Raw genomic sequence first — 9,215 nt, 5'->3', positions numbered from 1 at the left:
TCAACTGTACCATTTACAATGACACCAAGCTTCTTGCTGACAGAGTCTTTTGGAAGGTCTGCTTCAAGGAGATTGACGCCAGCTTCCATTGCGCCTGCGGCCATCATGACATGTGGCAGGAATAATTTACCTCTCTCAAAGAGGATACCCACTTCGTTCATTCCGGCTGCAAGACCTTTTTCTATGATCTCAGCAGGCGGAATGCCTTCACTTCTTGCTTTTTCTACAGCAGCTGTTACAACATCTTTCTTGCATGTGATTACAGCATCGGAGAGTTCTTTGAACAGTTCTTCTTTGCTCATTTATATACCTCATTATTTTTGATAATTATTGCCAATTCAGATTTTATTCTTGTTTGGAGGGGATAACCCGAAAGTAAAATAACATACAATAACGATAGATATATATGTTACCTTTGGAGCTGCTATTTAAAGATTACTCATGTCTTTGAATAGTACCCAGTATTTATATTTTTCCATTATATTGCGCTATTGAACTTTCGTAAATTAATAATTAAATAAACATCAAAAGACACAGATCAATCACATTATCCTTGTTCTGAAAAAGAACAAGACTTTCAACATCACTGTGTCTTATCTACTCAACTGATTTTCAGGATCCTCTTGTTTAGTTCCTCCTTAGAACTGTGAGACAAAAGTCCTCGCCTGCCATAGCGCCAATATTGCTACGACAAGGATGACAACCATCCACAGAACATCAGCAGCCGGCAGAGGAGAGTTCACCCAATAAGCATTGTAAGCTTCCATTGCAGCTTGTGTTTGTACCATTTAGATCACTCCTTAAACATAAACCAAACAGGCATCTGCAGCCCTTATCTTTCCAAAGTCTGTCAGCACATATTTGTGCAGAAGAAAACCTTTCTTGTAGATCCCTTCTTCATCGACCTTGACCTCAACATCCTTCAGCATTCCACCCGATGCAAGTTCGATTATATCGAAGTTTATGGAATCCCTGTGGTAATTCCCCTTAAGGCCATATTCTTTCTGTATCTGCTGAACGATTTCGTAGTTCCATTTCCCACCACCATTGCTGCACAATTCAAGTATCCTGAACTTTATAGGACGATTTGCTGCCACCTTAATCACCTCTCAATGATTCCATTTCACTCGTATCCTCAGAGAACATTACAGTGCTGCCGAGAAGACAAAGAGCACCACCTACCAAGATGGTCCAAGAAGGCACATCTCCGAAGAAAAGGAATATAAAGATCACAGCGAAGAGACCGTAGAGGTTTCCGATACCCTGACCCCTTCCTACCCCTATAAGAGGGAAGGACTTATACCAGGTAACATAACAGAAACCAAAAGTGATACCTGCAAATACCAGTACTAGCAGTGTAAGTGGTTCAAATGCCAGCAATGCATACTTGAACATTGGGAAACCCATAATTGCGAGTACAGGAACAATGATTATCCACCAGATGATGTTCTCACCAAGGAACCTTAGTGTAAGTCCTACATCAGGTTCTGCAATATCCAGACCTTTTCCGGCGATAGCCCCTTCAATACCCCATCCAGTAGCTGCCATTAATCCACCGAGGTAACCTAACCACATAACATTACCATTACCTAGTTCTGTGAGAACTCCACCACCAAATATAGTGAAACCGCCTGCAATAATGAGCCCGATACCTGCAAATGCACGCCTGGATATCTTTTCACCATACCATTTTGAAGCAAGTATAGAACCTACAACAGGATACATCAAAGCTGCAACAGCAGCAAAAGCGCCACCGACGAATCCCATGGCCATAAAGGACCCCAGAATAGCGATCGGACCACCAAAAATAGAAGCCAGGAAGAACCACTTGGAACACGGCTTGAATTCCTTAATCGTTCGCTTCATTTCACCAAACTTACCAAGAGCACCGTTCCAAACCATAAGAGCTAAAATAACTGTCAACGCGTTGAATGCTGTGATCAGAACCGCCACTATTACCAGTGCCATTCCGTCGCCACTTCCTGCGGCAATCTCACCATACATTTCATCAAAAGGGTTAAGAACCCACACAGCAGTTCCGGGAAGATACCAAAGACCCCAGAGAACTGCACAGAAGAGAGCCCACATGTAACCTTTTTTGACCCTCCTTTGATGTTCCTGCTTTTTTAAAGCTTGCAAATCCATTATTACTACCTCCAATTTTCAACCTTCATGAATATAATATGCCAATAAACTGCAGCTATGTAACGATTCCGGAAACCGGAATTGAAGGTGATACGAAAAAAGATGATAAACTGCCAGTCCTGATCCACTGATATGTGAACATCTTTTTTCGGGGTGCATCAAAGACAGGAAGACTCCCAAAGCACCCATTTGAGAAAAACAACACTCAAGAGCTTAATATTTTAGTTGAGAGATGTAAATAATACATCCTCACAACTATGATATGAATCTCAGAAGAGTGCGTTTAGTTTTGCTACTACATCTGTTGCATTTTCTCCGTAAAGATCTGCACCTATCTTGGTAGCCCAGTCCTGTGTAACAGGAGCACCGCCAACCATTGTTTTAAGTGAGTCACGGATACCAGCTTCTTTAAGCTGCTCTTCTATCTGGATCTGGTTGACCATTGTGGTGGTCATAAGAGCTGAAGAAGCTACTACATCTGCACCAACCTCTTTTGCCTTCTCTACATAGGATTTGATAGGAACATCTCTTCCGAGATCTATTATCTTAAATCCTGCTATCTTGAGCATTGTTGCAACAATATCCTTTCCAATGGAGTGAATGTCACCCTCAATAGTACCAATGACTACCTTACCCTTGTTCTTGGTTTCTGAACCAAGTCTTTCAAGTTCAGGAGTCAGGACAGCCACACCTGCACTCATTGCTTCTGATGCTGCGATCACATGAGGAAGGAAAAGTGTGCCTGCCTCAAACTGGTCTCCGATCTCTGTCATTGCAGCAGTGAATCCATCCTGTATGAGATCTGCCGGATTAACACCCGCATCCAGGGACTCCTGTGCAACTTCTGCAGCTACATCTTCATCAAAATCTAAGATCGCTGCTTTTGCTTTAGCGATAATCTGTTCTTTAGTTGCCATTTTTGTACCTCCGTTCATTTACCTGCTGGCTCTGAATGCCTTGTCAGCATTATCTACAACTGCCTGCATGTCTTTGAGCAGGTCAGCATCTATTGGTGCTACTTCGTGGTTCTTCATGATGTCAACGACTTTTTCATGAGCAACCGTTGCGATATCCTTTGATCCTGCCATAGCCCAGTCTCCGAACATCAGTCTGTCAATGAGCATCGGGCTGGATGGAAGGTCAATGTTCTTCCTTGTGGTCTTGTGTGCAAGGAAATTGTTCCCTATTCCTACCTGTTCTATAGATTCTACTGAAAGTGTCTCTTCATTCACGGGAATTCCTTGCATTGCCTTCTTGGTCATTGAGATCATGTCATTGTCAAGAACGAGCTGTTCAAGTGAGAATGTCATACCGAGCTCAAGCATACCTGCACCGTACAGAGTGTTTGCACCTGCAAAAGCGGGGAGAAGTGTAGTTAATGTCTTCTCATGGCCAGCCTGGCCATCAGGTATCTTGGCATCAGCCTACGAACCAGCAACGAATGTTGGCAAACCGTAGTACTGACCGAGCTTTGCAACAGCCGCACTGATAAGTCCAAGTTCAGGGGAACCAACTGGTGCTGTACCTTTCTTCAGGTCAAATGTTGTGGTGGAACTTCCGTACCAGACTGGTGCACCTGGCTGAACCAGCTGTGCGAGTACAATACCGGAGAGTACCTCAGCATTGTGAGTAACAAGTGTACCTGCAAGGTGAACTGGAGATGAACCGCCAGCCATTGCCATACTGAGTACGTTAACAGGTGTACCGAACCTTGCGCCCTTTATGATTACCTGGCATGCGTTGACACTGAGTTCCAGTGGGCTTGTAGGACAGAGCAATGTGGAGAATAAAGGCTTCTTACGTGCTTCCTCATCGTCTCCACCATAGTATGCTGTTGCTATCTGCTGGTAATAGTCAACATTCTCCCCTACAGGATCTATGTGGTGGAAGTGTTTTGTTGTGTTCATCAATGGTGTCAGTGTCTCGTGGACATCCTGTGCACCCTTGCCTGCCCAGTCCCTTGCAGAAACTGCAAGTGAATAATAGTTGATGTTCTCTGCCCAGTCACATATCTTTGCTGTAGCAGCAACATCTTCCTCAGTAGAGTCGACAGTTGCATACTTACCTGGTGCCTGATAGTTACACATCTTGACACCTGTACCAAAACAGGTCCAGTGTACTTTTCCTTTGTGTTCCTGCTTGGTGTTGTTCTTCTTGTCACGTCCCCAAAGGACAAACTTGGAAGGACAATCAAGAAGAGCCCTGTTAACTACAAATTCAGGGATCTTTACAACCATTGTCTTTTCGTCAACTAAACAGCCACCTTCCTTAAAGATAGCTCGTGCTTCAGGGTCAGAGACCTGAATACCAGTGTTTATGAAAACATCCATTGTAGCATAGTGAAGAGCTCTGAGATCATCTTCAGAGAATAGCTCCAGACTTATGCCGTCCAAGGGAGTTCTACCTGGGAAATATTGTTTTACCATTTTCTTAACCTCCAATTGTAATTCGTTTTCCAGGACATTTCAAAGATGTTCCTGGGGAAGTGAACATGCATTGTAGCAGTGTGTTCCTGTAGAATAGGTAGAATATCCCTATATATAAAGATTGCTTATGGAACCTCTATATATATTTTGGCATAGCTTCGATTACAGATGATGTATATAAAGATAACTCATTCATAATAAGAAAAAAAGAGTATTAATAAGGAGATGCATGCTTATTTATGATCTGGACTCAAAAAGATATACAGCCATACACTTAAATTTTAAACTTGATGTGATATATACTTTACGATTCTGCCGTGGTAAATCTTAGAATATAATGGTTTCTATTACTTCAACTTTGCATATAAATGTAACAACAATTCTTGCCGAGACAAAAGATAAATCATTATTAACAGAATATTATGAATAGGTTTCTCGAAGGTAATTACATATAAACATAATGTATAGTGAGCATTAAACATATGAATTAAATTATGAAATCTATCTATTGATAGTGTTTTTTATGTTAACGCTGTTAAATATCAGACCACAAAATATATATGTATTAGTTTTACAACAATTAGACAAATTACAATATGTAAATAGGAGTTTTAAAAAATGACTTACAGCCTTGGGATAGATGCTGGTGGAACATATACTGACGCCGTTCTTTTAAGAGACGAAGATAATATTATAATCCAGTCAAGTAAAGCATTAACGAGCTATCCAGACCCTCTGGATGGAATTAAGCGATCTATTGACGGACTGGATCCCCTGTGTCTCAAAAATGTAAAAGTAGTATCGGTATCTACAACGCTTTCCACTAACAGTATACTTGAAGGTACAGGATTTCCTGTTGCCATGATACTTATTGGAAACTACGACATCAAAAAGGAACTTCCAACCAGTTATTTTTTACAGGTTACCGGTGGTCATGACCACAACGGTGTTGAGACTGACATCCTGGATACCGAATCTATCAAAGAGTTTGCCCAGCGGGTCAAAAATAAGGTTTCAGCCTTTGCAATATCCTCATACTTCAGTGTCAGGAACCATGATCATGAACTAGTGGCAAAGGAACTTATCAGGGAACTCACGGACCTTCCTGCCGTTTGCAGCCATGAACTTTCCCAGGACCTCGGGGCCTTCGAAAGAGCAGTAACAGCGTTTTTGAATGCACAACTGATACCTGTGACTGAAAGATTCATGAAAACCGTTGAAGCAGAAATAAAGTCAAGGGAAATCGATGCAAAGATATTCATGCTCAAGTGTGATGGATCTGTTATAGGCATACAGAGTGCCCTCAAAAAACCTATCGAATCTATCTTTTCAGGCCCTGCCGGAAGTCTTGTAGGAGCTTCATTCCTTGCAAAGAAAAAGACATGTGCCGTCATAGATGTAGGAGGTACCAGCACAGATATTTCGGTTATACACAACGGAGTGCCTGATATGAGTGATTCCGGCGCTGTTGTGGGTGGCTGGAAAACCAGGGTCAAAGCCATAAGAATGGAAACATCAGCAATGGGAGGTGACAGCCATGTATGGGTAAAAGGAAAGGATATCAACATCGGCCCCCGAAGAGTCATTCCACTGTGCAGGGCTGCTGTAATCTACCCCGAGTTCCTTGAACAACTCAGGACAAACCCCATTCCTTCAAAAATACGTATGGGTATTAACTATCAGCCAACGAAATTCTACCTGAGGACAGACTATGAGGCACTGGAGACGAACGAAGAGGAGAAAGAGATACTTGCTGCCGTAAAAAAGCACCCCACATCTACGACAGAGATATTCAACCGCATAAAAAAGTATCCTTCCAGTAATGCACTGGACAGCCTAATACAAAAAAGGCTCGTACAACCTATTGGTTTTACACTCACAGATGCATTACACGTACTTGGTGAGTACACAGAAAGGAATGTTGAAGCCTCAAATATCGGTGCTGATATGCTCGGTTCACTTGTAGGCATGGACAAATACGACTTTTCCAGTTATATCAAGAAAGAATTTGCAAAAAATATGGCATGTGACCTCATATCATTTTTCCTTGAGGGAATTGAAAAAAAAGAAATCCGAAAAATATTCGATATCAAGTCGCCTGCAAAATTTAAAGTAGAGGTACCTATAGTATTGATAGGAGGACCTGTAGCTGCTTTTGTAGAAGAGATGCAGGAAATACTGGATGCTGAGATAATTCTGCCTGAATATTCAAGCGTAGGAAATGCTGCTGGTGCATTGGCTGCAAAGGGGATCCGAAGATTTGAAGTGCTTATAAGGCCTGCGTCAATGGCGGCTCCTGACTGGGAATTCCTTGTATTTTCAGAGCACGGAAAAAGCAATTTCTATGAATACCAGGAAGCTCTTGACTATGCGATTTCCCTGGGAGAAAACACTGTCCTTAATTACATGAAAGATGCAGGACTTGATTCAAACCATATAAAAATAGATGTGAAAAAAGAGGAAATTATCCCATTGGGATGGAAAACACCAATGGAAACAAAGCTTGTAGTACTCGGTGTCGGTAACAGGAACAATGAACAGGAGTGCTGTTAAGCACCTGGTTCCGTTATAAGCGAAGAAATGGCAATGAGAACATCCAGTCCTCCCCAATCACCAATTGTAAATTTGGAGTTAACCGGAACAAGGGTTCCTTCCTTGCTTACCAGAGGGATCTCACATGTTGAGGATTTACCTGCCATTATCTCATCAAGAGTTGAAAGAACATCATCTTCCCAGTCTTCCGGATAAAGCATAAGGAAATCTTTCATTTCAAGATCTTTTTCAGAGTAATTCAGGCTTCGGATCAAAGCTGAATTTATGTGAAGGATACGTCCTTCTATATCCATGATGAACACGAGTTCATCAAGAGCGTCAAGAAGGGAATTCAGGTTATTTTTACTTTTCTGGAGACCAGAATCCTTTTTCATTCTGGATATGATGATACCTATCTGATTTGCAATTGTCTCTATTAAATTCCTTGAATTTGCCGGAATCTCAAGTTCTGTATGCGAACCAAGAACAATAGCAGCAACTAGTTTATCACTGAATTTGACAGGTATAAATGCCATTGCCTGCAACCCTTCATAGTCAAGCTCCTCTGCACACATCATCATATTGATCTCGGAGAAATATTTGTACACAGGATAACCGGTAGTGAAAAGGCGCGCCATAAGTGTGTTCAGACCAAAATGTGATAAAGAAGTTACAAATTTCTGAGAAAGACCCCTTGAAGTTAAGGCATCAAAGTCACCGGTAACCGTGTCAACCATGTATATAATACCGGAATCTATTGCTTTGGCTTCAAGTGTGAAATCAAGCAGCTTCTCAAAAGTTTCTTCAAGGCCTCGGCTTTCACCAAGGACATTGTCAAGATCGCACTCTATGCGCATAAAGTTATTAGCATGCTTGCGTTCAGTTATGTCAACAATGATGCCCTGGAGGTAATCCACCATGCCTTTTTCATTGTAGTGAAGCATAGTTCTTTCATCAACCCATCTTACTTCACCGGATTTTGTCAGTATTCTGTATTCCTGGCTGAAATCAGAGAAACCTTCCCTTGAAGCCCTTTCTACTTCCTCCCTCACTCTCTGAAGGTCAGAAGGATGAATTATGTCACCATAGATAATCTTTCCTGAAATAAAGTCTGAAACAGCATACCCAAACTGCTCTATGTTCTCAGAAACAAACTCCACAGGCCAGTCATGCTCAGGTTTCCAGAGGAATACAATTGCTGGACTTGAACTCATTATGGATTCAAGTATCCGGCGCATCCTGACTGCTTCATAGAGAACTTCATTTGTCTGCTTATATTGGATAAGTTTCCACATTCCCTCCATCAGAATTGTCAACTGGCGGACATCAGATTCATCATACCCTGATATTTTATTCGCCACACCGGCCACTGCAACTATCTGGTCTTTGTCAAACACAGGAATGGTTATGTGCCGAAACATTTTTTCTTTGGTTCCCGGATAAATATCATCGATATGTTCTGAATCATATTGAATATTAACAATTATGGGTTTTCGCTCACGTATAGCTTCACCCCAGAAACCTGTTGATCTTACAGGATGGATAAAAGGTTCTTCATTATTTGATGAGTAGTCCCTTGCATCACTAGGCCACTTGTATGTTTCAAGCACATTCTCGTCTTCATTTAAAAACTCAAGATAACCTATTTTACTATTGGTAAGCTCTACAGCCTTTTGGATTGCATATTCAGCAATTTCATGCATCGGCAAATCCTGCATCTGGTAGAGTTTAAGGAGAGCTTCAAGGCGCATCTCATTAAGAGTTATGATTTCTTCTGCTTTTTTACTGTTTGCGATATCCTCCATTATCCCGATACCACCGATCAAAGAGCCATTATCATCCATCACTGGAGTAAAATTTGCCTTTACAATCATTCTTTTCCCACTTATAGTGGAAATATATTCACCCTCATAATAACCAGGGTTTCCCAGGAAAACAACATCAATAGAACTCTTCAGATTTTCATCATTTAATGATGAAAGAACGCTAAAACCAATTATCTTCTTTACAGGTGCACCAATGATATCCGAAAAACTCTTGTTGCAGTGAGTAATAATGCCATTTTCATCAAAATAGATGATCCCTACAGGGGACCTTTCAAATATTATCTGA

The 9,215-nt window shown here is 41.4% G+C and carries 7 protein-coding genes and 1 pseudogene; 1 reads left to right on the top strand and 7 read right to left on the bottom strand.

The window, feature by feature from the left end; all coding sequences use genetic code 11:
• The 6 genes and pseudogenes from BB781_RS13575 to mttB all read right to left on the bottom strand — a co-directional run.
• Nucleotides 1-302, bottom strand: a 302-nt coding sequence (locus BB781_RS13575; protein ID WP_207205291.1) for a B12-binding domain-containing protein, incomplete at its 3' end; no start/stop codon positions are given.
• Between the two features lie 336 nt (nt 303-638).
• Nucleotides 639-788 carry a hypothetical protein gene (locus BB781_RS15845; RefSeq protein WP_164997891.1) on the bottom strand — a complete coding sequence of 50 codons (150 nt, stop codon included), beginning with the start codon at nt 786-788 and terminating at the stop codon, nt 639-641.
• 12 nt (nt 789-800) lie between these two features.
• Nucleotides 801-1,097 (bottom strand): hypothetical protein, encoded by a 297-nt coding sequence (locus BB781_RS13570; RefSeq protein ID WP_094229017.1) that lies wholly within the window; start codon nt 1,095-1,097, stop codon nt 801-803.
• 1 nt (nt 1,098) lies between these two features.
• Complete coding sequence (locus BB781_RS13565; RefSeq protein ID WP_094229016.1) at nt 1,099-2,145, bottom strand: DMT family transporter; 1,047 nt, start codon at nt 2,143-2,145, stop codon at nt 1,099-1,101.
• Between the two features lie 269 nt (nt 2,146-2,414).
• Nucleotides 2,415-3,062 carry a cobalamin B12-binding domain-containing protein gene (locus BB781_RS13560; protein WP_094229019.1) on the bottom strand — a complete coding sequence of 216 codons (648 nt, stop codon included), beginning with the start codon at nt 3,060-3,062 and terminating at the stop codon, nt 2,415-2,417.
• Nucleotides 3,063-3,080: 18 nt separating this feature from the next.
• A pseudogene (gene mttB / locus BB781_RS13555) lies at nt 3,081-4,571 on the bottom strand ([trimethylamine--corrinoid protein] Co-methyltransferase).
• A 618-nt stretch (nt 4,572-5,189) separates the two neighbouring features.
• Between mttB and BB781_RS13550 the strand changes: the two are divergent.
• On the top strand, nt 5,190-7,124 hold the full coding sequence (locus tag BB781_RS13550) for a hydantoinase/oxoprolinase family protein (protein ID WP_094229015.1): 1,935 nt from the start codon (nt 5,190-5,192) through the stop codon (nt 7,122-7,124).
• Here the strand turns inward: BB781_RS13550 and BB781_RS13545 are convergent.
• A partial coding sequence (locus BB781_RS13545; RefSeq protein ID WP_129582722.1) for a PAS domain S-box protein occupies nt 7,121-9,215 on the bottom strand: 2,095 nt, incomplete at its 5' end. The genes BB781_RS13550 and BB781_RS13545 overlap by 4 nt on opposite strands.

It is taken from the genome of Methanolobus psychrotolerans (assembly GCF_002243045.1).
In the GTDB taxonomy this organism is placed as follows: Archaea; Halobacteriota; Methanosarcinia; order Methanosarcinales; family Methanosarcinaceae; genus Methanolobus; species Methanolobus psychrotolerans.
Note: the sequence above shows the minus strand (reverse complement) of the source record. Positions and strands in the feature narration are given on the sequence as shown.

Excerpts from the sequence above, each read along its gene's own strand:
- BB781_RS15845 (WP_164997891.1), bottom strand. The coding sequence starts at position 788 with ATGGTACAAACACAAGCTGCAATGGAAGCTTACAATGCTTATTGGGTG.
- BB781_RS13565 (WP_094229016.1), bottom strand. The coding sequence starts at position 2,145 with ATGGATTTGCAAGCTTTAAAAAAGCAGGAACATCAAAGGAGGGTCAAA.
- BB781_RS13560 (WP_094229019.1), bottom strand. The coding sequence starts at position 3,062 with ATGGCAACTAAAGAACAGATTATCGCTAAAGCAAAAGCAGCGATCTTA.
- BB781_RS13550 (WP_094229015.1), top strand. The coding sequence starts at position 5,190 with ATGACTTACAGCCTTGGGATAGATGCTGGTGGAACATATACTGACGCC.